This is a genomic window from Xenorhabdus vietnamensis (assembly GCF_002127535.1).
In the GTDB taxonomy this organism is placed as follows: Bacteria; Pseudomonadota; Gammaproteobacteria; order Enterobacterales; family Enterobacteriaceae; genus Xenorhabdus; species Xenorhabdus vietnamensis.
This window is the reverse complement of sequence record NZ_MUBJ01000009.1, coordinates 1-25,367: the sequence shown is the minus strand read 5'-3', so window position 1 is coordinate 25,367 and position 25,367 is coordinate 1. Positions and strand designations below refer to the sequence as shown.

General features: G+C 48.1%; 8 protein-coding genes. 5 read left to right on the top strand and 3 right to left on the bottom strand.

All coding sequences use genetic code 11. The features are described 5' to 3' along the window. Positions 1-11 precede the first annotated feature (11 nt). From Xvie_RS09795 to Xvie_RS09780, 5 genes are all read left to right on the top strand, one after another. Positions 12-14,966, top strand: coding sequence for a non-ribosomal peptide synthetase (locus Xvie_RS09795; RefSeq protein WP_244175562.1), 14,955 nt, complete (start codon positions 12-14; stop codon positions 14,964-14,966). Between the two features lie 216 nt (positions 14,967-15,182). Further along, on the top strand, positions 15,183-16,811 hold the full coding sequence (panP, locus tag Xvie_RS09790; RefSeq protein WP_086109146.1) for a pyridoxal-dependent aspartate 1-decarboxylase PanP: 1,629 nt from the start codon (positions 15,183-15,185) through the stop codon (positions 16,809-16,811). A 70-nt stretch (positions 16,812-16,881) separates the two neighbouring features. Next, positions 16,882-17,211 (top strand): IS1 family transposase, encoded by a 330-nt coding sequence (locus tag Xvie_RS09785; RefSeq protein WP_086109145.1) that lies wholly within the window; start codon positions 16,882-16,884, stop codon positions 17,209-17,211. A gap of 131 nt (positions 17,212-17,342) precedes the next feature. After that, positions 17,343-17,531 carry a hypothetical protein gene (locus Xvie_RS20950; RefSeq protein ID WP_139838840.1) on the top strand — a complete coding sequence of 63 codons (189 nt, stop codon included), beginning with the start codon at positions 17,343-17,345 and terminating at the stop codon, positions 17,529-17,531. Positions 17,532-17,654: 123 nt separating this feature from the next. Continuing rightward, the gene (locus tag Xvie_RS09780) at positions 17,655-21,785 is read left to right on the top strand and encodes an autotransporter outer membrane beta-barrel domain-containing protein (RefSeq protein ID WP_086109144.1); all 4,131 of its coding nucleotides are present in this window, start codon (positions 17,655-17,657) and stop codon (positions 21,783-21,785) included. 120 nt (positions 21,786-21,905) lie between these two features. Here Xvie_RS09780 and Xvie_RS09775 read toward each other — a convergent pair whose 3' ends face one another. The 3 genes from Xvie_RS09775 to Xvie_RS09765 form a co-directional block, all read right to left on the bottom strand. Beyond that, on the bottom strand, positions 21,906-22,301 hold the full coding sequence (locus Xvie_RS09775) for a hypothetical protein (RefSeq protein ID WP_086109143.1): 396 nt from the start codon (positions 22,299-22,301) through the stop codon (positions 21,906-21,908). Between the two features lie 13 nt (positions 22,302-22,314). Next, positions 22,315-22,995 carry a hypothetical protein gene (locus tag Xvie_RS09770; RefSeq protein WP_086109142.1) on the bottom strand — a complete coding sequence of 227 codons (681 nt, stop codon included), beginning with the start codon at positions 22,993-22,995 and terminating at the stop codon, positions 22,315-22,317. An 87-nt stretch (positions 22,996-23,082) separates the two neighbouring features. Then, positions 23,083-24,600, bottom strand: a complete 1,518-nt coding sequence (locus Xvie_RS09765) for a hypothetical protein (protein WP_086109141.1) — start codon at positions 24,598-24,600, stop codon at positions 23,083-23,085. Positions 24,601-25,367 lie beyond the last annotated feature (767 nt).

Sequence of the window (25,367 nt, the reverse complement as noted above, 5' to 3'; positions counted from 1 at the left end):
TAAGGACTGACATGAATCGCGAAAATCTGAAACGTGCGATTTTAAAAAAGAAAATTAAAGAACAATTACAAAATCAGAAGCATCAGAAGCGGCCTCCAATCAAGCAGGTAGCCCGTGATCGTCCTCTGCCATTGTCTTTCTCCCAGCAACGCCTGTGGTTCCTTAATCAGCTCGATCCTGCCGCCAGCCTGGCCTATCATATTCCGGTAGCGCTGCGCCTGACCGGCCAACTTAATCATGATGCCCTGACTACCGCGCTCAATCACCTGATTGCCCGCCATGAAATCCTGCGTACCCGTTTCATACTTGTCGAAGGGCAACCCTGCCAATACATTGACTCTGCTGATATCGGCTTTGCCTTGTCTTATCAGGATCTACGTTCTCTGGACTCAGAAATACATACTCACCACATCGCTGAACTTGCGGCCCTTGAAGCTCAGACACCTTTCGATTTGGCTAAAGGCCCGCTGCTCCGTGGTCAATTATTACAACTGACAGATGAAGTACATGTGTTATTACTCACTCAGCATCACATCATCTCTGACGGTTGGTCTATTGGTGTCTTGGTGCATGAATTGGGGACTTTCTATCGCGCTGCCCTCGACAAGCATAATTCTGATGATCACGATACTGACAAACATGACACTCCCTTTGCACCACTTTCCATTCAGTATGCCGATTATGCTGTCTGGCAGCGTGAGTGGCTGCAAGGAAGCGTCCTTACCAAGCAACGCAATTTCTGGTGTGAACAACTCGAAGGTATCCCTGCCTTGCTGGATCTGCCCACTGATCGGCCTCGCCCACCAGTACAGACTTATGCGGGGAACCACCTACCTGTTCAGTTCGATGCTGCTCTACTGGAATCACTTAAAACATTTGGGCAGCGCCATAACACTACCCTGTTTATGACCATACTGGCAGCCTGGAGCATCGTCCTCGCCCGACTCAGTGGTCAGAGTGATATTGTTATCGGCACCCCTGTCGCCAACCGCCCACATCATGAACTTGAAGGGCTGATTGGTTTCTTCGTCAACACACTGGCTTTACGCGTTACATTGAGTAACACCACTACCGTTGCTGATCTGTTGACACAAGTCCGCGAACGGGCGCTTGCCGCCTACGCCCATCAGGATCTGCCTTTTGAGCAGATAGTAGAAGCTCTACAGCCTGAACGCAGCCTGAGCTACAGCCCGATCTTTCAGGTGATGCTGGCCTTGAATAACACACCAGCCAAAGCGCTGACACTGCCCGGCCTGCAACTCACCCCGGTTGAACAGGTACGCCACAGTACCCACTTCGACATGACATTATCACTGACCGAAACAGAGCACGGGCTGTTTGGTGAACTGGTATATGCCGTTGATTTATTCGATTCTTCAACCATAGAGCGCATGATCGGCCATTTGCAGCGGGTTCTGGTAGCAATGACAAGCGATAAAACACAACTTATTGCCGACCTGCCGATGTTATCAGATTCAGAACGCCAACAATTGTTGGTGGAGTTCAATGCTACCCAGGCTGATTTCCCACAGGATGCCCTGATTCACCAATTGTTTGAAGCGCAAGCAGTACAAACACCCAATGCTACAGCGATAGTGTATGGAGAACACTCTCTCAGCTATAGCGAATTGAACTTTCGTGCGAATCGTCTGGCTCATCATCTGATTGAACTCGGCGTGCAACCAGATACCAGAGTGGCAATTTGTGTTGAACGCAGTCTGGAAATGGTGGTGGGATTGCTTGCTATTCTCAAAGCGGGAGGGGCTTATGTTCCGCTCGATCCCGCTTATCCAACAAGCAGGTTGGTGTATATGCTTGAGGATGCGGCTCCGGTAGCCATTATTACCCAGAAAATACTCGCCGACAGACTAACCAGCTCCGTGCCTACGGTATTTATCGACAACATACTTGATCACCAAAAACCATTTATTGAGGCTCAGTCGATTGAAGACCGGTCAGCAGTTAATCCTGATGTTCAGGCTCTGGGCTTAACGTCAGGTCATCTGGCCTATGTGATTTACACTTCTGGCTCCACCGGGCTGCCAAAAGGAGTCGCGATTACTCATCGCAATGCGGTCAATTTCCTCACTTGGGCACAACGAACTTTCAGCCCTGAGGAGTTGGCCCATACTCTGTTTGCGACTTCATTTAATTTTGATTTGTCGGTATACGAATGCTTTGCGCCACTTATTTCCGGTGGCACGGTTCATATTGTTCCTGACGTACTGTCACTAATCACTACTGAGCGATCATCTACAGGGCATTCTTTCAAAAAACCAGAAATCAGTCTAATCAATACGGTGCCGTCAGCCATCACGCATTTGCTTGAAACCAACGCCGTTCCTCCACTGGTTAAAACCATCAATTTGGCTGGTGAAGCGCTGAAACCCCATATTGTTGAACATTTGTTTGCCCGTTCTTCCATACAAAATGTGTGCAATCTATATGGTCCCTCAGAGACGACAACCTATTCGACATGGACACGCATAAATCGGACGACGGGTACTGCCACACATATTGGTCGCCCGGTTGCCAACACTCAGATTTATATTCTCGATGCCAATGGTCATCCTGTTCCCATTGGTGTCACCGGCGAAATTTATATCGCTGGCGCGGGTGTTGCCCGTGGCTATCTGAATCGCCCAGAATTGACTGCTGAGCGCTTCCTCACCAATCCATTTTCTTCAGATCCGAACGCCCACATGTATAAAACCGGCGATCTGGGACGCTGGTTGCCTGATGGCAATATCGAATATCTTGGCCGTAACGATTTTCAGGTTAAATTGCGTGGCTTCCGGATTGAACTCGGCGAAATCGAAGCACAACTCATGCAATGTCATGGTGTGCGCGAAGCCGTCGTTCTTGCCCGTGAAGATATCTTGGAGGCACAGGATATTTCTGATGAAAACAAAAGAAATCAAAAACGGCTGGTCGCTTATCTGCGACCTCAGGACGGTGCAAAACTGATTCCGGCAGAATTGCGCCAGCAACTTGCCCAGCATCTTGCCGACTATATGCTGCCCAGTGCTTTTATCACGCTTGATGCTTTTCCTATGACGCCCAATGGCAAACTCGATCGTCAGGCACTGCCTGCCCCTGATGCGTCTGCAGTGGCAACACGCGGATATGAAGCGCCAGTCGGAGAAGTGGAAACAGCTTTGGTCAAGATCTGGCAAAATTTGCTGGGACTGGAACAAGTCGGCCGTCATGATCATTTCTTTGAACTCGGCGGCCACTCGCTGATGATCGTCAACCTGATTGAACAACTGCACAACCTCGGCTGGCGGCTCGATGTACGCAGTGTGTTTGCCAGCCCAATCCTGAGTGAGCTGGCGCAAACCATTCTGGCATATCAGGACAACACTTGCGCTTTCGAAGTGCCACCCAATCTTATACCCGAAGGCTGTACTGCCATTACTCCCGATATGCTGCCTTTGGTTTCGTTGTCACAAACCGAGATCAACGCCATTATCAGGGCCATCCCCGGAGGAGCAAGCAATGTTCAGGATATCTACCCACTGGCTCCCTTGCAGGAAGGTATCCTCTTCCAACACTTGTTACAGACACAAGGTGATGATTATCTGCTGCAAAGTCTGCTTACTTTCGATACCCGCAAACGTCTCGATATCTTTTTGGATGCCCTGCAACAAATTATCGATCGCCATGATATTTTACGCACTTCCGCTTATTGGCAAGATCTGGCTCAGCCAGTTCAAGTAGTTTGGCGTCAGGCACCGCTGCATATCAATGTGTTTACGCCAGCATTAATTTCAGCCCCTATTTCAACAACACCGGATGACGCTTTATCACAAGATGCTTTGTCACAACTGCGGGCCTACACAGATCCCCGCAAGCACCGTCTCGGCCTGAGCCGTGCTCCCTTGTTTTTCGCTGATATTGCCCACAATCCAGCACACGATGAATGGCTGTTGTCTCTGCGTTTTCACCATTTGGTCAGCGATCATGTCACATTGGAACTGATTTTCGCTGAAATTGCCCAAGTGTTGCAGGGAAATGCCAAAATGCTGCCCGCTGCACTGCCTTATCGCGATTTTATTGCTCAGGCTTTAAGCGTACCAATCACAGAGCATGAAGCCTATTTCCGTAGCCAGTTTGCTGATGTTGATGAACCAACTGCACCATTCGGATTATTAAAAATACAAAGCGATAATAGTTCTATCATTGAAGACAGCCTTTCGCTCTCCCCCATTCTGGCGGAAGCTATTCGCTTTCAGGCCCGCCGTTTGGGAGTCAGCACCAGTGTTCTGTTCCATGTTGCGTGGGCACTAGTACTGGCCCAGACCAGCGGTCACAACGATGTGGTCTTTGGTTCCGTATTATTGGGGCGCTTACAGGGGATCGCCGGAGCCAACAGAATATTGGGTCTGTTTATCAACACCCTGCCGATGCGGATTGCGCTGACCGGACTCAACGTGCAAGAAGCGGTACAGGCCGCCTATCACAATCTGACAACGTTACTGGAGCATGAGCAGGCACCGCTATCGCTGGCACAACGATGCAGTGGTGTGGCGCAACCAATGCCACTGTTCAGCGCCTTGCTGAACTATCGCCATAGTCACATGGATAATGGTCAATCCGGTGATGCAGAAACGGTTGATTCGACTTGGGCAGGGGTGCGTATCTTAGCGGCAGAAGAACGAACTAACTTTCCAATTACCCTATCGGTGGATGATATGGGTATTGGTTTCCATTTAACCGCTCAAACGGTAACGAGTATTGATCCTGCACGCATGACGGGTTATCTGGTGACCGCCATTGGCGGCCTGATTGATGCTCTCATCCATAACCCGCAACTCCCCATACTACAAGTGCCAGTTCTGCCCGTCTCGGAGCAACAACAACTGCTGACAGATTTTAATGCTACCAAAGCAGATTTCCCGCAGGATGTTCTGATCCATCAATTATTTGAAACCGAAGCAACATGTCACCCTGCTGATATCGCCGTGGTGTGTGGAGAGCAATCACTCAGCTATGATGAGCTAAATCGCCGTGCCAATCGACTGGCCCATCATTTGATTGCGTTGGGTGTACGCCCGGATGATCGGGTAGCGATGTGTGTCGAACGCAGTCTGGAAATGGTGATAGGCCTGCTTGGTATCCTCAAGGCTGGCGGTGCCTATGTGCCACTCGATCCGGCTTATCCAACCGAACGGCTGGCATATATGCTTGAAAACTCAGCACCGGTGGTAATACTGAGCCAAATGGCATTTCTTGATATCTTTACAAGCACTGAATCTGCCGGTTCCATACCTACGGGTTCCACTCCCGTAATAATACTCGACGCCCAAGATCCCGCTATGGCGATGCGGCCGGATCATAATCCGGAGACATCCGGTCTGACCGCTCACCATCTGGCTTATGTTGTTTACACCTCAGGCTCTACAGGTCAGCCGAAAGGGGTGATGAGTAGCCACAGCGCCTTGTGCAACCGGCTGTTGTGGTTCATCCGGGACATCGTGACATCTCCATTGGTGGGTGCCGTGAAAACCAGTATCAGCTTTGTCGATTCACTGACTGAAACGCTGGGTGTGTTGTTGTCTGGTGGCAAGTTGGTGGTTTTCAACAATCATGAAGTGAAAGACCCTGTTTGTTTCAGTGAAAATTTGCAGCGTTTTGGTGTTAACTGTTTGGTGGTTGTTCCTTCGCTATTGAAACTCTTGATGCAGGATCATGGTATTAATCGTGATAATCATCGTGATAGAAATAACCATCTGAAATCAATCAGGACATTGATTTGCAGCGGAGAACGTCTGGCACCTGAGCTGGCACGACAAGTTGTGACAGATTGCCCCTGGCTCCGGTTGCTTAATTTCTATGGTTCGTCAGAAATTAATGGTGATGCCACTTGGTATGAGTATTCTGCTGAATCAGGTGTGCCGGAGGTTTCAGTGATTGGCCGACCGATTGCCAATACTCAGAGCTATATTCTCGATTCCCGCAGTCAACCTGTTCCCCTTGGCGTGACGGGAGAAATTTATATCGCCGGCGCGGGAGTTGCTTGTGGTTACTTGAATCGCCCTGAATTGACTGCTGAACGTTTTCTCAGCGACCCGTTCAGTACGGATCCAGACGCTCGCATGTTCAAGACTGGTGACCTCGGCCGCTGGTTGCCCGATGGCAATATCGAATATCTCGGCCGCAATGATTTTCAGGTCAAATTGCGTGGTTTCCGCATCGAACTGGGTGAAATCGAAGCCAGCCTGATGCAATGCCACGGAGTACGCGAGGCGGTAGTTCTTGCCCGCGAAGATGAGCCGGGACAGAAGCGCTTGGTTGCCTATCTGCGCCCACAGGATGGTGTTGAACTGATTCCCGCTGAACTGCGTCAGCAACTCGCCCAGCATCTGGCTGAATATATGTTGCCCAGTGCTTTTGTGACGCTTGAGACTTTCCCACTGACTGCCAATGGCAAACTCAACCGTCAGGCTTTTCCTGCGCCGGATTCGTCTGCGGTGGTGACTCGCAGCTATGCCGAACCAAGGGGAGAAACAGAAACAGCGCTGGCACAAATCTGGCAAGAATTGCTGGGTGTGGAGCGGGTGGGCCGCCATGATCATTTCTTTGATCTGGGTGGGCATTCTCTGCTGGCTGTCCAATTTGTCGCACGTATACGCCAGACACTGGCGCTAGAATTGCCGTTACAGAAACTCTTTGATCAGCCTGTCCTGATGCTGCTGGCTCATACGCTCACTGAGGCAGCCACAGCCATTCAGACTGTTATTCCCACAGCTGACCGCAGCCAACCATTGCCGCTCTCCTTTGCCCAACAACGTTTGTGGTTCCTCGGTCAGCTCGATCCGGCCGCCAGTCAGGCCTATCATCTGCCTGCGGCATTGCGCCTTACCGGTTCGCTTGATCGTCATGCCCTGGCTATTGCACTTGACCGTTTGGTCGCCCGCCATGAAAGCCTGCGCACGCGTTTTGTATCGATAGCAGGGCAGTTAATTGAAGGACAACCCTGCCAGCATATTGATCCTGCTGATATTGGTTTTGCCCTGTCCTGCCATGATCTGCGCCAGCTTGATCCTGCCTTGCATACCAGTCGGGTTGCCGAACTCGCCAATCTTGAAGCCCAGACGCCCTTTGATTTCGCCCAAGGCCCGCTTATTCGTGGTCAACTGCTGCAACTGGCGGACAAAGAGCATGTATTACTGCTTACTCTACATCACATTATCACTGACGGCTGGTCTATTGGTGTACTGGTGCGCGAATTGGGTGTCTTCTATCGTGCAGCTCTTGATGGTAATGATGACCCCTTACCACCTCTGCCTATTCAATATATTGATTATGCTGTCTGGCAGCATGAGCAATTACAAGGCACGACGTTCACTGCACTGCGTGATTTCTGGTGTGCCCAGCTTGACGATGCTCCGGCTTTACTGACTCTTCCCACCGACCGGCCACGCCCGGCAGTACAAACTTATGTCGGTGACCAAATCTCTTTCCACCTTGATGCTACATTATTGGCATCACTGAAGGCGCTGGGACAACGCCATAACAGCACACTCTTCATGACCATGCTGAGTGCATGGAGTATCGTCCTCGCCCGACTCAGTGGTCAGGATGATATTGTCATCGGCACACCCGTTGCCAACCGCCCGCACCATGAGCTTGAGGGGTTGATAGGTTTCTTCGTCAATACACTGGCTTTGCGCGTCAAATTAAATGATGACCTCAGTGTGGCGGATTTGCTTACACAGGTTCAGGAACGAGCACTTGCCGCCTATGCCCATCAGGATCTGCCTTTCGAGCAAGTGGTGGAAGCATTGCAGCCGGAACGTAGCTTAAGCTACAGCCCTATATTTCAGGTAATGCTGACCCTGAACAATACGCCGGCCCAGAAACTGGTATTGCCTGATTTGCAGCTTACATCAATTGAACAGGCACATCACGGTGCCTACTTTGACGTAACATTATCACTAACCGAAACCGAATCTGGTTTGCTCGGTGGCATGACCTATGCCGCTGACTTGTTCGATTCCGCAACCATTGAGCGCATGGCTGGTTACTTACAAAATATACTGGCAGCAATGGTTGCTGATGAGACGCAAATCCTTGCCACCCTACCAATGCTGCCAGAATCGGAAAAACAGCAACTTTTGGTGGATTTCAATGCCACCCGGCTGGATGGCCCGCCCGCGGCCTTCATCCACCCCCGGATTGAAGCGCAGGCAGCCCGGCAGCCCGCGGCACCGGCAGTCATCTTTGATGAGCAAACCCTCAGCTATGGTGAACTCAACCGCCGCGCCAACCAGCTGGCCCATCATCTGATTACGCTGGGCGTGCGGCCGGATGAACGGGTGGCAATCTGTGTGGAACGCAGCCTGGAGATGGTGGTGGGCCTGCTGGCTATCCTCAAGGCCGGTGGCGCTTATGTCCCGCTCGACCCGGCCTACCCGACCGAACGGCTGGCCTATATGCTCAAGGATGCGGCACCGGTGGCCTTGCTCACCCAGTCCGCCTTCGCCGACATGCTGAACACCGCCGTCCCCCCTGCCGAAGCCGGCTACCTGACCGTGTTGTTGGATGTGCCAGACCCCGCGCTGGCTACTTACCCGGCTCACAATCCCGACACGCCGGCGCTGGGACTGACACCGTGTCATCTGGCCTATGTGATTTACACCTCCGGCTCGACCGGCTTGCCCAAAGGCGTGGAGATGCCGCTGGCGGCCTTGTCGAACTTGCTGCAATGGCACCGCCATACGCCTTCACATTCACAACCAGCCCCTTCCCTGCCCGCCGGCACCGGCAGAACCCTGCAATTTGCCGCACTGGGGTTCGATGTCGCCTTTCAGGAAATCTTCACCACCCTGAGTGAAGGCGGCTGTCTGGTCTTGATGCATGAAGCCCTGCGGCGGGAGCCACAACAGGCCCTGCGGCTGATTGAGCAAAAACAGGTTAACCGGATTTTCCTGCCCTACATTGCCCTCCAGCACCTTGCTGAAGCCGCGGTTCACTGTGAGGGGGATTTCTCCTGTCTGGCCCACATTGTTACCGCCGGTGAGCAACTGCGCATTACCCCAGCTATCCAGCGTTTCCTGCAACGTGCCGGCAATTGCCGGTTACACAATCACTACGGCCCGACGGAAAGCCATGTCGTCACTGCATACCCATTGGACAAAGACATTACACACTGGCCAACCCTGCCCCCCATCGGCCGCCCGATAGCCAACAGCCAAATTTATATCCTTGACCCATACCGCCAGCCCGTGCCGCTGGGGGTCACGGGGGAAATTTACATTGCCGGGGCCGGCGTGGCCCGTGGCTACCTGAACCGGCCGGCACTGACTGCCGAGCGGTTCCTGGCTGACCCGTTCTCCGCCAGGCCGGAAGCCCGCATGTACAAAACCGGTGACCTCGGCCGCTGGCGGCCCGACGGCAATATCGAATACCTCGGCCGCAATGATTTTCAGGTTAAATTACGCGGCTTCCGCATTGAGCTGGGGGAAATCGAGGCACAACTGATGCGGTGTCACGGCGTGCGCGAAGTGGTGGTGATTGCCCGCGAAGACGAGCCGGGGGCAAAGCGGCTGGTGGCTTACCTGCGGCCCCTGGCGGGCGCTGAACTGGTGCCGGCCGCCTTGCGCCAGCAACTTGCCCGGCATCTGGCCGACTATATGCTGCCCAGTGCCTTTGTGACACTGAAAACCTTCCCGCTGACCCCCAATGGCAAACTGGACCGCCCAGCCCTGCCGGCACCGGAGGCGTCTGCCGTGGTCACCCGCAGCTATGCCGCGCCGGAGGGAGAAATGGAAACCGTACTGGCGCAAATCTGGCAGGACTTGCTGGGGCTGGAGCGGGTGGGCCGCCATGACCACTTCTTTGAACTGGGCGGGCATTCCCTGCTGGCCGTCCAGCTCGGCGCGCGGATACGCCGGACGCTGGCGCGGGAGTTACCGTTACAGGCGCTCTTCGCCCAGCCGGTTCTGATGACGCTGGCCCTGGCACTGGCTGACGCGGCGGCCACCCCGCAGGCGGTGATTCCCACGGCAGACCGCCGCCAGCCGTTGCCGCTCTCCTTTGCCCAGCAGCGTTTGTGGTTCCTCGGCCAGCTCGACCCGGCCGCCAGCCAGGCCTACCATCTTCCGGTAGCCTTGCGTCTGACCGGCCAGCTTAACCCCCACGCGCTGACCACGGCGCTTGACCGTCTGGTTGCCCGCCACGAAAGCCTGCGTACGCGCTTTGTGCTGGTTGAAGGCCACCCCTGCCAGCATATCGACCCGGCCGACATTGGTTTTGCCCTGTCCGGCCACGATTGGCGCCAGCTTGAGCCGGCTTTGCACTCTGACCGTATTACTGCGCTCGCCAATCTTGAGGCGCAAACGCCTTTTGATTTTGTGCAGGGCCCGCTGATCCGGGGTCAACTGCTGCAATTGGCAGACAGCGAGCATGTGTTGCTGCTCACCCTCCATCACATTATCACTGACGGCTGGTCTATTGGTGTACTGGTGCGAGAACTGGGAGTCTTCTACCGTGCAGCCCTTGACGGACACGAAGCGCCTTTGTCGCCACTACCCATCCAATATGCTGATTATGCTGTCTGGCAACATGAACAGTTAAAAGAGACCACCCTCGCTGCACAACGTGATTTCTGGTGTGCCCAACTTGAGGATATTCCGGCTTTATTGGCACTTCCCACCGATCGGCCACGTCCGGCGGTGCAGACTTATGTCGGTGATCAGGTTTCCTTCCACCTTGATGCCGCCTTGTTGGCATCACTTAAAACTCTGGGACAACGCCATAACAGCACCTTATTCATGACCGTGCTGAGTGCATGGAGTATCGTCCTCGCCCGGCTCAGTGGACAGGATGATATTGTCATCGGCACGCCGGTCGCCAATCGCCCAAATAGCGAGCTTGAAGGATTGATTGGTTTCTTCGTCAATACGCTGGCCTTGCGTGTCAGACTAAATGATGATCTCAATGTGGAGGATCTGCTTGCTCAAGTTAGGGAACGGGCACTTACCGCCTATGCCCATCAGGACCTGCCCTTCGAGCAGGTGGTGGAAGCATTACAGCCTGAACGCAGCCTGAGCTATAACCCCATCTTCCAAGTAATGCTGGCCTTAAATAATACGCCAGCTCAGGAACTCATTTTACCTGAGCTACAGTTCGCGCCATTTGAACAGACGTACCACCGTTCTCATTTTGATTTAACATTATCACTGGTCGAAACGGATGCTGGTTTGGTTGGTGCTTTATCCTATGCTACCGATCTATTCGACGCTGCGACCGTTGAACGTATGGTCGGTTATCTAACCAATATACTGGCGTCGATGACTGCTGATGAAACGCAACTCATTGCCACTCTGCCAATGCTGCCGGAGGCAGAAAGTCAACAATTGCTGGTAGATTTCAACGCTACCCAAGCAGACTTCCCACAAGATGCCCTGATCCACCAGCTTTTTGAAGCTCAGGCAACACGCCGTCCTGAGGCTACTGCATTGGTGTTTGAAAATCAGAAACTGTTTGAAGAACAAAGACTGTTTGAAGAACAAAAAATCAGCTATGGCGAATTGAATCGCCGTGCCAATCAGTTGGCTCATTACCTTATTTCGCTGGGAGTATGTCCCGATGATCGGGTAGCGATTTGTGCTGAACGCAGTCTGGACATGATTGTGGGATTACTCGGCATCCTTAAGGCAGGCGGGGCTTATGTACCGCTTGATCCTGCCTATCCGACCGAGCGGCTGTCACATATGATTGAAGATGCCGCTCCCGTGGTATTACTGACCCAAACAACCCAACTCGAAAAACTGTCCGACATTGTGCCGACAACCTTACCTATAGTTGTGCGTGAAACTCAGGCAGCATTATTGGAGACACAACCGATTCACAATCCAGATGCTCAAACGCTGGGCCTGACAGCACGCCATCTGGCCTACGTGATTTATACATCAGGCTCAACGGGACAGCCCAAAGGCGTGATGGTCGAGCACCGCAGTGTCAACCGGCTGGTGATCAATAGTGGTTATGCAGATATTAGTGCGAACGACTGTGTTGCCCATTGTGCCAATATTGCTTTTGACGCCTCGACTTGGGAAATCTGGTCTGCCCTGTTAAACGGTGGCCGACTGCACATAGTTTCACAGTCTACGTTACTCGATCCGGCACGTTTCTGCGATTCTCTGATACGGGGACATGTCACCGCCCTCTGGTTAACGGCTGGCTTGTTCAACGAATATCTCGATTCGCTCCAACCCCTGTTTGGGCAGTTGCGCTACCTGCTCATCGGCGGCGATGTTCTCGATCCACGAAAAATTCAACGTGTAAAATTGGCGGGATCGCCACCCGCTCACCTGATTAACGGCTATGGACCAACGGAAACCACTACGTTTGCCGCCACCTATGCGATTTCATCTCCCGTGGATGTTGCCCGTTCCATTCCTATCGGTCGCCCGATTGCCAACACCCAGATTTATATTCTTGATCCGCATGGTCAGCCCGTGCCCCTCGGTGTCGCCGGTGAAATCCATATCGCCGGTGCCGGTGTTGCCCGCGGTTACCTGAATCACCCTGAATTGACCGCTGAACGCTTCCTAAATAACCCGTTTTCTTCAGAGCCAGATACCCGCATGTATAAAAGCGGCGATCTGGGACGCTGGCTGCCGGACGGCAATATTGAATACCTCGGACGCAATGATTTTCAGGTCAAATTGCGTGGTTTCCGTATCGAACTCGGCGAAATCGAGGCTAAATTGGAGCAATGCCCCGGCGTGCGTGAAGCCATCGTTCTTATGCGCAAAGACCGTTCTTATGACAATTCTGATAAAAATAAGGGAAACCAGAAACGTCTGGTTGCATACCTGCGTCCTGAAACTGGCGTTGAATTAGTGCCAACAGAACTGCGCCAACAGCTCGCCCGGTACCTTGCCGACTATATGCTGCCCAGCGCTTTTGTAACATTGGAGGCTTTCCCGCTGACTTCCAATGGCAAGCTCGACCGTCAAGCGTTGCCTATTCCCGATCCGTCCGCTTTTGTGGTTCGTCGCTATGAATCCCCTATCGGCAAAACAGAAACTGCGCTGGCCCAAATCTGGCAAGACTTGCTGGAATTGGAACAAGTTGGTCGTCACGATCATTTCTTTGAACTTGGCGGCCACTCGCTGCTTGCTATACAGTTGTTGAATCACATGCGTGAACAAGATATGGAGGTTACATTGACTACTTTATTTGCTCATCCTACGTTGTCTGATCTTGCTTTGGCCGTTGGTGAGCACATTGACCACACTGCATCTCCGTTTGATGCAAACCCTGTACCACTAAGCCCGACGGGTTCTTTACTACCTTTGTTTTTGGTGCACGAAACTTCCGGCGATCCGCTGGTTTATTCACCACTGGCTGCCTCACTGCCACCGGAACTTCCCGTTTATGCGTTGCAGGCTCTTGGCATTCATACACTCGAGCATCCTCCTGTATCAATCGAAGCACTTGCTACCTGTCATATTCAGGCGATTCGCCGTATCCAGCCACAAGGGCCTTATCGTCTGCTGGGCTGGTCAATTGGTGGTTTGATTGCCTATGAAATAGCTCAACAATTAACAAGTGACGGTGAGACGGTAGAGTTTATTGGTATGATCGATTCTTACAATCATTCCGATAAAGACCGTAATGAACCTGCAACAACGGCTGTCCAATCTGTAGACAAGGAAGCAAAACGCATTGAGTTAATTATTGACTCTCTGCGCACTCAAAAAAATATCGGCGATGAACCGGCTTTGGAAGCACTTTACAACCTCAATAGTTTGGAACAGGTTCTTGATCACTGCATTGAACATCAATGGTTGTCAGCAGGTATCACTCGTGAGGATATTCTCCTCCGTCTCTACACTGCTGAAATGACAACACAACTTGGTCAGGAGTATATCGCGCAAAAATCATCTTTGCCGATCCATCTCTATACCGCGGATGAGTTAGTTAACGAAGATATTTGGCGCGGTTGGCAAGACATCGTTGCTCACAATTCAGAACTCCATCCAATTGGTGGCACGCATTTCTCCATCATGCATCCTCCTTTGCTGAATCAGATAGTGGATTCAATCACCGAAAACTTACAGGTAGTTCCTTCTTTCGATCCACGCGTGATCATTCAACAAGGGGCTCAATCTGTACCGCCGTTATTCTGTATGCCTGGGGCAGGTGCCAGCCCATCCAGCCTGCTCGAACTAGCTCTATCGTTCCCACAGCAACTCCCGGTATATGCTTTGCAGGCACGTGGATTTACTATTGAACACAACTTCCCTTACACCAGCGTCGAAGGTGCTGCCCGTGCCTACATCCAGAATATCCGACAAATCCAACCTCATGGTCCTTATCATCTGCTAGGCCACTCTTTTGGTGGTTGGATTGCTTTTGAGATGGCTCTGCAATTACAAGCCGAGGGAGAATGTGTATCTGATCTCATTCTTATCGATACTGATGAGCCAAATCAGCAAGGCAGTGTTCTCAAGTCAGTCAGCCGTATTGAGACGATCGTGGAGTTGATGGATATCTATAACATGATATTAAATCAACCTCTTCCGCTCACCAGACAAGATTTTGATGGACTGGAACCGGATGAACAGATTCAGTGTCTGCACAATGCCCTGGTAAAAGCCGGTCTCTTCCCTGCGAAAACGCCTATGTCATTACTGCAAGGGGTCATCCGCGTTATGCAGGCTAATCTGAACACTGGCTATATACCCCGCACTCGTTTTGAGGGGCTGGTTCATCTGATCAATGCAGAAAAAGGCGATTTGAATGAAAGGAAAACTCGCGAAACTCAGTGGAACCTTCACGTCACAGAACTGAATACTATGCTTGTGCCCGGTAATCATATGACCATGTTATCTATGCCACAAGTTGAGCAATGGCTCACAGGGTTATGGCAGAAATTGGATTACATGAACAATCCTAATTCCACATTCTTGTTCAGGCAGGTAAAACCTCATGGATTCGCACGATAGGATGAATAAATAATAACTCGTAGTAATGTGGCCCTTATCAGTAAAATAAAAGCCGCCCTGTGTCAGGGCGGATAAAACTTATTGGGCCGGAACGGATTGACTGCTATGACGATATTTTCAAACATGCTACTCATCTGCTGATCACTGTAAAGTTGCTGAATCGTATGTGTGAGAAAAATATGATCGATATTATTAGTGACTCTAAAGAGGCAAACTATGCTGCATTTTCTTGACAATCTGGATGAGCAAGAATGGCAAACGCTGCTCGACCAGTTTATTCCTCGTGTCGGTGAGGAAGAACTGCTCGAACTGGAAACAAATATCGCAGGTGACCCTGTCACTTATTGTCTCCGCGAGTTAAGCAAACCAATGTGCGAACTGACAGAGCTTGAAAGTAAGTTCTCTTCAGTGATCATCCCGGACTTTCCGGTTGATACCAGAACCTATACCCAATATTTGCATGAAGATATCCTCAATCATGTTGTGCCCGTATCATCACCAACTTTTGTTGGTCATATGACATCTGCCCTCCCCAAACATTTACCTGCACTCGGCAAGATATTGACAGCGCTGAACCAAAACTTGGTCAAACTGGAAACGTCGCATATTTTGACCACGCTGGAACGTCAGGTGCTGGGTATGATGCATAAGTTGGTATACAACCGCGACGAATCTTTCTATAAGCAGTGGCTTCACAACGGTGACCATGCTCTGGCTACCTTCTGTTCTGGTGGAACGCTGGCTAATCTGACCGCCATGTGGGCATGTAGAAACCAGCTCATGCCAGCCGATGGAGATTTTGCCGGTCTTGCACGCGAAGGGCTAGCCAGAGGACTGCTGCATTATGGCTATAGTGGTTTGGCGATTCTGGTATCGGAACTGGGGCACTATTCGCTGAAAAAAACTGTAGATGTACTTGGTTTGGGGCAAGATGCGCTGATAAAAGTTGATACTGACAGAGATGGGCGGATCTGCATTAATGACCTGCGCAACCAATTGCAGAAACTGCGTCAACGCAATATCAAGCCAATGGCTATTGTCGGAATAGCAGGCTCCACAGAAACCGGCTCTATCGATCCACTGAACATTCTGGCAAATATTGCAGAGCAGGAACAATGTCATTTCCATGTGGATGCCGCTTGGGGAGGCGCCAGCTTGCTATCAGAGCGCTATCGGCATTTATTCGCGGGTATTGAGCGCGCAGATACCGTAACGATCGATGCCCATAAGCAAATGTATGTACCAATGGGATCAGGCATGGTGTTGTTCCGTCAGCCTACTCTCACCAACACTATCGCCCAACATGCTAATTACATTGTGCGCAAGGGGTCTAAGGATCTGGGACGCCACACTCTGGAAGGTTCACGCAATGCGATGTCGCTGATGTTGCACAGTAACTTCCACCTGATTGGCCGACAGGGATTGGCTCGTCTGATAGATGCAAGCATCGAAAAAGCGCGGCAATTTGCCGCCCTCATCCGCCAGCAAGAGGATTTCGAGTTAATCAGTGAGCCACAGCTTTGTCTGTTGACCTATCGATATGTGCCACCCATGGTATTACAGGCACTATACGAAGGCTCCGAACCTGTGAAACAGCAGCTGCATGAATCGCTTAATGCGCTTAACCAAAGTATCCAGACTATGCAGTGGTCTGCGGGCAAATCTTTTGTTTCGCGTACCTGCATTAAACCCGTGCAATGGGATCGACAGCCAACAACGGTTTTGCGTGTCGTGCTGGCAAATCCACTGACAACGCTGGAAATACTTGAGAACATGCTTGAAGAGCAACGTCAGCTGGCACGAAGAAGCCCATTCTGGCAGGATTTGCAGGGTTTAGTCAGTTAAGTGTATGAATTGATATCTGAGTGTGAAAAACTCGATCCTATTTTTGTAGTTTGGTTACGAGGGGAATAAAGTGCCTAAGGTACTTTATTCCCCTTTTTTAGGGGTCGTGACAATCAATTTATTGAAGCAATTACAGGGATCCACTGTAACGGACGCTCCCATTCTGGTCATCAATATGACCTTTACCATTTCTGGCAATAAAGCCATTTCTCCCGACACTGAAGTGATTGTCTGTTGCAAAATGGATGAGCTACGGTCGTATGTGAAGTCAAAGCACAAACCCCGCTGGCTCTTTTATTCTTACGACAGAATCAGACGAAAAGTGATCGCCCATGTTTTTGGCCCAAGGACAAAGAAGGCACTGAAGCGTCTGATGGTTTTATTGGCCTTGGCCCCTTAATAGAAATAATGGGATGAATACCCATTCAAGCAGCATCAGTGTGCCAAAATGGACGTGTATTAAACACAGCCATTTAATAACGGGAGCGTCCACCATGAAAATGACAACGGTTGGTATCGATCTGGCAAAAAATGTCTTTCAGGTCCACGACGTTGCTGGTACATGGCCGAGAGTTTGAGGCCTTAGCTAAAGTCCGGATGTATGGCTACAATCTTAACTGGGTTCTGGTCATGACAAACGATTGTTTGGCAAACAAAGGGCGTCCATGTATACACGATAAAGTCATCGGCACTTCCATTGAATGTGAATACGATGTTTAACGCCAATCAACGGATTGAATATGTGACCTCGACGCTGTGGTAAATGTATTCTACAGTAATAATACTGTAGTAGGTTCCACTTAATTCTTTAAATGAAAATCAGGTTATTTAGGGGTCCATCTTATGAAGATATACAGACACGCTGTATTTCCAATAACTCTTAGGGTGGCTTTACTGTTTCAGGGGATAAGTGTTGATGCAATAGCGGACTCATCGTCATGCAGCGCTTCGAATACAATAACCACTATTTCTGGAAATGAGACAGTCCCCTGTAATCTCTCACAAGGCGAAAATCTTACTATCAAGAAGAACGCATCGATTGATGCCCCTATAGGGCAAGCAAATGAGTTCGATCATTACGGTTTGAAATACAGTGCAGTCAATATCGGCACTAACAATAATCAGGCACAAGTAATTTCCGTTGATAGCATTGAGAATAACGGAATTTTGCAGGGAACCACTGGAGTCACAGTAACTTACAGTGGTTCTGTTGGAAAGTTACGTAATCACGGAACCATAAGCGGAACAAACGGAACCGTATGGGTTTCTGGTCACATGAATATGCTAGATAATTATGGCTCAATTAATTCCAGCACTGACACTGCCTCATTGAATGCAATACAGATACAACCTGCGAGTGGCTCAGATGATAATAGTCAATATGGACGAATAGATACCATCCTAAATCAGCAGGAAGGGTCGATTGATGGGATATCTTCTGTAACTTCAACACTTAAACTCCTTCATAATTTTGGAACACTGAAATCTCAGAAGAATAATTCCCTCTCTACTTTAGCAACGTTTGTTATCGACGCTGGCAGTAATGTCGGCACTTTCAATAATGATGGAACAGTGACTGGTCCCAACCACAGCGTTCTGATTCAGAATGGAGGATACCTCGAAAACCTGAATAATCACTCTGGGAGTAAAGGGTTCACGGCTGAGCAGGACGCAATTCAGGTCACTGGGCAAGGCATGGCTCAATTGGATGTTAATCCCCATATCAGGTCGTCCAAAATTAAACAGATTACCAATGCCTCCTTGCTATATGGAAAGCGAAATGGCATTTTTATCGACGATAAAGGCGTTGTTGATACCATCACGAATTTAGATAGGGGCGTAATAAAGGGAGACAAATTCGCTATAAAGAATAATGGCACCATTACTAACGATATTCATAATTCAGGCGCAATTGATGGCAACGTAGAGCTTGGCCTTGGCAGTGCCAGTCTTTATATGTCTGGCCCAAATGCAACCCTGAAGGGCAATGTGTCCGGGACAAAAAATTCAGTTGTCACCATCGGGGGAAAAGGTGCTACAACGGAAAATCTGGATCTTACCTATACCCATGACATGAATGTTGGCACTGCCAAGATATTATCCGGCAGCACGTTACATCTGGGGGATGGACATAAAACAGGCAGTGTCTCTAATGACATTGATAATAAAGGAAACCTTTATTTCAACCGCAGCGATAAGGTGGCTTATAGCCATGTCATAAGCGGAACAGGTTCTGTTTACCAAGTAGGGAGTGGCACGACCACTCTAACGGGTATCAATACTTATACAGGATCAACAAGTGTCGAAGGGGGAACTCTTGTCGTTAATGGGCAGCTAGGTACAACAACTTCAACCTTCAATGTTAAAAAAGGGGGAACGGTTGATGGCGCGGGGCTAATCGGTAGTACGACAACGATTGAAAACGGTGGGCATCTTGTCGGTCATCAAGGTAATACTTTGACATTTGGCAACGATCTTATTTTTAATAACGGCGCAAATGTAGATATATCACTTGGGGCGGAGAACGTATCCGCGTCCGCATTATTTGATGTTAAAGGCAATCTGACACTGGCAGGAACGTTTGATGTCACGGATCTTGGCGGCTTCTCTATCGGTGAATACGATATATTCAACTATCGTGGCACATTAACCGATAACGGCACGACGCTGCTCACAGGTGGAAAACCGGGTTCACTCTCTCTCGATACGCATAGAAAAAATAAAGTCTATCTCATCAACACTGCAGGTATGAGCCTGAACTATTGGGATGGCGGTGATACCAGCAAACACAACAATGGTGAAATTGATGGAGGTAATGGCGTTTGGCAGATCGGCGGACAGGATAATTGGACGTTAAAAGCAGATAAACTCACAGGCGAACGTAATTCAGGCTGGAGTAATACCGACCTGTTTGCCATCTTCTCCGGCACCGCAGGAACTGTGCAGGTCGATAATAGCGGTGGCAATGTCACTGTAAATGGCATGCAGTTTAGCACCAGCGGTTACACAATCAGCGGTAATCCATTAACTTTAAAAAATGATCCAAAAGGCAGCGCTAAAATTCGCGTTGGAACGGGGAAGAAGTCAGCAACCGATATGGTTGCAACAATTGAGTCAAACTTAACGGGTTCGGCTACGCTCGAGACAACGGATTACGGCAAGCTGGTTTTGAAGGGTGAAAATGATTACACCGATGGTACAAAGATTACACGAGGTGTTCTTCAGATAGGTGATGGCAGCACCAAAGGCAGTATCTCTGGCAATATCGTCTCAGGAAGTGAAGGTACTCTTATCTTTGACCGTTCAGATAATGTGACCTTTGGCGGCAATATCACTGGTGAAGGCAAACTGGTTCAAAACGGTGAAGGAACCCTTGTTCTGACTGGCGCTAATAATTATACAGGCATGACAGAAGTACCGAGGGGCACATTTCGTCAGGGCAAAGAGGGTGCTCTCAGCCCAACTTCGCCTTATACAGTCGGGCAACATGGTACGCTTGATATGGGCGGATTTAATGCGACAATTTCCGCCTTGAGTAACAGTGGCGGAGTATTAATTGGCGGAGATAACAAAACCGTTGGGCGTACACTGACTATCGCGGGTGATTACAAGGGAAATAACGGCACTGTAACTTTATCAACTGTGTTGGGCGGAGATCACTCAAAGACTGACAAACTTGTGATAAAGGGCAACACATCGGGTTCAACTCATCTCGTGATCAAAAATGCCGGAGGAAAAGGTGCGCCGACGAATGAAGGTATCAAAGTTGTTGATGTAAAAGGTACATCAAACGGAACTTTCACTTTAGCTGGTGACTATAGTTATAAGGGTGAACCCGCCATTGTGGCGGGTGCTTATGCCTACCGTCTTTATAAGAATAGCACCGACAATTCAGATGAAAACTGGTATCTGCGCTCATCGTTGGCCAGTTCAAAGCCCAGCCCAGAGCCTGTACCGAAACCAACGCAGCACTATCAGGCCGGAGTTAGCGTTTACGAAGCTTATGGACAAATGTTGCAGACCCTGAATGCGCCAGAGTCCCTGCGTGACCGCACCGGAGGACGTAAGGATCGGGTGCCTGACATAGATGAGTTCAGAAACCCCACTGGTGAAGACAGCACAGACGATAGTACAAGCCAGATGCCCAATGGGGTATGGGGACGAATGACAGCCTCTTATGGAAAATTGTCGCCACGAGTCTCTACATCCGGTGCGGATGCGACCACCTATAACATGGTTCGTGCTCAGGTTGGCATGGACAGACGTTTTTATGAAAATAACCAAGGGTCAGTCACTGGCGGTATTTTCCTGCAATATTCGAATATCGATGCAAACGTCGGTTCTGTGCATGGTGAAGGTCACATTCGTGCAAACGGTTATACGCTGGGTACGACAAGTACGTGGTACGGCAAGAATAAGTTTTATTTGGATGGCTTAGCCCAGATAACCTACTTTGACAACGACCTAAATTCAAAGACTGCCAGCCAACCTTTGGGAAGCAGTAGATCCGCTCTGGGGTATGCATTGAGTCTGGAAGCAGGACAAGGGCTTGACTTGAATCAGGCATGGTCATTGATCCCACAAGTACAACTGGTGTTCTCTTCTATAGATATGAATGAGTTCCATGATCCGTTTGGAGCCAAAATCCATTTTGACCGAAGCGAGAGTATGAAATTTCGCATAGGCACGACGATAGACTATCGGCAAAAGTGGCACGATGATTTGAGTCATTTATATGGTTTTTTCAATATTAATCAGGAGATCTTGGGGCGTAATGACTTGACTAACGTTGCCGATGTTGCCTTTATCAGTGGTAATGACCGCATCTGGGGAGACGTGGGTGCAGGAGGCTCCTACAGTTGGGATAATGGAAAATCTTCCGTCTATGGTCAGGCCTCAGCCAACACCAGCCTGAATAATTTTGCAGACAGCTACGAGCTGAAGGCCAAAGTCGGCATAAAGGTAATGTGGTGATTAAATTAGTGCCACTGTAACTAACAGAAAACCGTGGGGGGGGATGCCCACGGTGGAGAATTTTCAGAGAGTTACTCTGATGAAAAAATGGTGCGAAGCAATTTATTAGTGGTTAACGTCCTACGATTCGTCGTTGTATTTCCATCCTACCAGACAGACAAAAAGGTTATTGTATTCGAGTTTGCCACCGTGATCTTCAAAGGCTGCACAATAGGTTCTTCCCAGAGTTGGCTCTCCCGAACTTGGTACTATAAGACTTTCAGCCCAGGTATTATCAAGCTGGCTACTCGATGGACAATCAACTATACATATAAGATTTCCATTTTCTCCTGTGTATAGAAATGAATTAGAATCTTTAGAATTCCACTCACCTGATTTGTACCAAGTAGCGTAATTTTCCCCAGTAGCGCTATCTTGTATTTTCACTGTATAATCATATCCAGCGAATTTCTGAAAAAAATACGATATATACCAACCATTTTTAATATCTGGAAAATGAAGTGTTGTCGTTGCCATTGATAATATCTCCTTAAAATTGTCCCATAGTATATTTTATGCTGCCAACATATTTATCAGTCGTCACTTTTATAGTGCAATACCCTCCCTTCTGACCTTTTAAGTTTATTTTAAGTTGCCCATACTCATTTGTAGTCATTGGGTTTATTGTATCTGGGTTTGAGCCAATTTCTGATACGTAACTTATATTTTCAGGTTGGATTGTTTTATAATTAAAATTCTCATTTTTAATTAACTCTGATGTTTTTTTATCGTTCATTTGGATTGTAAGTATTACGTATTCGTCACCGATTGGCTGATATCCGGTTATTATTAGTGTGGCTGCAAGAAAAGGTTGTTGAGAATCTGACTTTTTAATTGTGACATGGGTACTTTCAGATTTGGCTTTATTCCCTACCAAATCAGTGATGGTATAGTAAATATCATAGCTTCCGAAAGGAATAGCAGAAAAAGGTATGGTTATTTGATACGTTGGATTCTCTATATTTTCATCTGTGATAAAAAATGGTATTGATGATAGATATGGCGTCAGATGAACAATGATTTGATATCCAAGACGAACTTTTTCATACCTTTTTATTATGGTGACCAGTTCATCTTGAGATAGTTCTGATTCATCAATAACACCATTGTAGCTTTGTGGTAAAGCAAGAGGAACAAGGACGGCGTTCAATATTGTGTTCTTTATAGACATACTATCACCTTTTACAAGCAATTACCTTTATGGAGGTGCCTGCTAAAAAGCAATAGCTATTAGCAGTCACCTATTCTGGTTAGGGGGCTACTCTGCCGAGTCCTCTTCCCCTGGTGCTACTGTACCGAAGCTCCTGGTGAACAGTTTTGATTTCTGGTTCTGGGCAAGACGACTGTAGTCTATCGTGAGTACTGCTACATCATAACCATCTGCTGCGTCATACCCCATCAGTTGAGCGGGCGTGATGGTAGTCGTATAATAGCCATTGACTATGGCTGACGATTTCACAGTGAAATTCATCACAATCGGTAAAGGACGGGCTTTTTCTGGATAGATATCGACATAATGCGAGATATAGACTTTAAGTGTGATCCTGTCACCTGCGGCAATTGTATGATCTAGATTACTAGGATCGGATAGTAGTCGAACCTCAAGCCCTTTTGTGCCGATGCTATTGATATTAATTGGGTTATATATTCCAATATAGCGACCATATTGATCATATATCTTTGGAGCAACCAAAGTCCGGTGCTCGTCATTGGGATTTGGACCGTTAATACCGCCGTTATCATAATTGATGTAATCAAACTTGGATCTTTCCGGTGTACCTGCTTGGTTAAGCACAACATAGCTAATATGATTATCCCCTGAATACAGATCACTGTAGGCGACTTTAAATTTGTAATATCCGCTTTCCAAAACCGTTAGCCGTCCAACGAAGAGTTCTTTCTTTAAAGCGTCTTTTTTATCATCCGTCACAAATCCGATGACAAAATCACCGCTTTTGGCCCCCTTGTAGTTCGGAACCTGGAAAGTAAAATCATCTTCTTCATCTGGCCTTGTCAAAGTAGAAGACAAAAATGTTTCTTCAATCCCTGGTGGTTGAAGATTGTCGGATTCGCTAGTCGGAACGGTTGTCATAAATATGACTTGTCTTTGATTGTATGCCTCATCATTGAATATCGTATCAAGCTCAACGAAATTAGAAATACCCTGAGTGGCATATATTTTTAGGTTCACCGCCTCACTTGATGTTTTTTGTATCAGGTAGTAATAATACGAGTTTTCCTCATCAGTCTTATAAGGAGGAAATTCAACCATGTCCTCGGTGAATATTCGCAGTGGGGCTGTTGTACGAAGCGGAATATCATAGTTTGAGATTGGCCCACCACTTTTTAACATCGGATTGATTGATGCTGAAACAAATGGGTTGGTTGTAGGGGGGTTCCCCGTTAATCCAGCAGGCGTAGAGTCATACAAATAAGCCACTGCTCCTCTCAGTGTACAAGTATCTGGAGTCAGTTCTGGGTTAACAATAGGGTTATAGGTTACCTCCGTATTTGCTGTGCTCGGTGAGTTTGAGGTAAACTTGATTTTGTGAGCATTGCTACTTTCGTCGGCTTGGAATATCAGTTGCTGGGAAAATACTCGCTCATAAACTTGGCCTGGGAATTTCTTTATTAGTGTTATACCCGGTGGGAGAGTGGCACTGACCTCCACAGTACTCTTAATATTATTTTCACCAGATATCGAAACAACCACACTGAAGGGTTGTCCTTTGATAATATTTTTATTATCAGCAGGAACTGTTGTCATGTTAGCCATTATATTATCCTTTCAAAGTATAAATTTTATTTTTAACCGAAAACCACCTTCTGCGTGATATGTGGTTAACAGCAAATTTTGACTCTGCTTAGAAAACAATAGGAATGAAAACATTTACATTTAGAACTTACTTTATAGAAAAAAATCACACTGATTTTTTGGAAAGATATTTTTACTTAGATTACAAATCAGGTTACATTCAAATAAATCAATGTCAATACACGTGAAATAAAAAATATTATTATATTTAAACCCATTCAGTACTAACCATGAAGAAATATCTTTATTTGAGATAATTACATCCCATTTTTAACAACACCCCTATTTAATTTAAAATTAAAACTTCTTTCTTTAAAATTATAAAGTAAAAATATTGAAACAATAAAAAACAAAGAAATTAACTGTTTGTAATAAAAAACAAAATACATAAATTATCTTAAATTTGTAATCGAATTTATGTATTTTCTAGAAGATGTTTTTTTATAATATAATGGCTTATCATAATGACGTTAAACAGAAATGAAAAAACAGGATAAAGAAAAAAAATTTATTGGGTTGCTATAGCAATTTCAATAACCCACGGGATAGCACATAGATAACAAAAATAGGTCATAATTCCAATTTATTGGTAATGATAAATGTTCAGATAATATCCAATGATTCTATCATGCATACATGGACGCCCCTTGTTTGCCAAACAATCATTTGTTATGACCCGAACCAGGTTAAGATTGCAGCCATACATCCGGACTTTAGTTGAGGCCGTC

Coding starts and splice junctions, on each gene's coding strand:
- Xvie_RS09795 (WP_244175562.1), top strand. CDS start 12: ATGAATCGCGAAAATCTGAAACGTGCGATTTTAAAAAAGAAAATTAAA.
- panP (WP_086109146.1), top strand. CDS start 15,183: ATGCTGCATTTTCTTGACAATCTGGATGAGCAAGAATGGCAAACGCTG.
- Xvie_RS20950 (WP_139838840.1), top strand. CDS start 17,343: ATGTCTTTCAGGTCCACGACGTTGCTGGTACATGGCCGAGAGTTTGAG.
- Xvie_RS09780 (WP_086109144.1), top strand. CDS start 17,655: ATGAAGATATACAGACACGCTGTATTTCCAATAACTCTTAGGGTGGCT.
- Xvie_RS09775 (WP_086109143.1), bottom strand. CDS start 22,301: ATGGCAACGACAACACTTCATTTTCCAGATATTAAAAATGGTTGGTAT.
- Xvie_RS09770 (WP_086109142.1), bottom strand. CDS start 22,995: ATGTCTATAAAGAACACAATATTGAACGCCGTCCTTGTTCCTCTTGCT.
- Xvie_RS09765 (WP_086109141.1), bottom strand. CDS start 24,600: ATGGCTAACATGACAACAGTTCCTGCTGATAATAAAAATATTATCAAA.